This is a genomic window from Dolichospermum sp. UHCC 0259, from assembly GCF_009711935.1.
Lineage (GTDB): Bacteria > Cyanobacteriota > Cyanobacteriia > Cyanobacteriales > Nostocaceae > Dolichospermum.
Map to the genome: position 1 here is coordinate 1 of NZ_VIKX01000040.1, position 825 is coordinate 825.

General features: G+C 34.3%; 1 protein-coding gene. It reads left to right on the forward strand.

The window, feature by feature from the left end; translation table 11 throughout:
- The first annotated feature begins 43 nt into the window (after window positions 1–43).
- Window positions 44–355: a GUN4 domain-containing protein gene (locus FJR05_RS03670; RefSeq protein ID WP_371416787.1), complete on the forward strand. Its 312-nt coding sequence runs from the start codon at window positions 44–46 to the stop codon at window positions 353–355.
- The last annotated feature ends 470 nt before the right edge of the window (window positions 356–825 follow it).

Here is an 825-nt window from a genome sequence, read left to right on the forward strand (position 1 = left end):
CTCCTATCCCTGTTACTTCCTAATTCCTTTTTAGTGGGGGAGTGTGAACAGTTACGACCAATTATGGGTAAAATACAGTGATGGTAAATTTGGTTTTTCTGTACAGAAACGTATTTATCAAGGTTTAGGTGGAATAAGAGAACATAACTGGGAAATCTGGGATAAGTTCGAGGACAAAGTAGGATGGAGAAAAAGAGACAAGAGCTTAAACTACAAAGATATTACTTTTGACAAGAAAGCACCAGAAGGCCACCTCCCTTTTAATAGGTTGGCTAAAGGGAGTTATAGGGTTGTTCTAGGTGGTATTTATAATTGCAGCTATCTTTTCTCTCGCGTCGAGACTTGTAAAGTGTAACATTTAAAGGTTACAGAAAAATATTAAATCTGAATCAGGATATCCAGGATTTAAGGATTTACAGGATGTTAGTTTGCATCTAAAGATCCCCGACTTCTGCGATAATTAATGTGATAAATGAGAAGATTGTTAAAAGTTGTCGGGTATCTGAAATTCTCAATTGTCTGAATCAGGATATCCAGGATTTAAGGATTTACAGGATGGTAATTTTTAGATGGTTTGTTGGTGATGAAAGTTGTATTTGTCAGAATCAGGATAACTGGTTACTGAGCGACTTGTACTGAGCTTGTCGAAGTAAGTCGAAGTGCAGGATTAAAGGATTAACAGGATATTATTTTGAACTGTTTGATTTACAATATGATCTTTTAAATTTCTAAGTTATTAAAGAATATTTATTAAATATGTAATCATCAATTTTAAAATTGAAAACATGAGAGTTAAACCCACATTCCGCAGATGTGACTCAGATT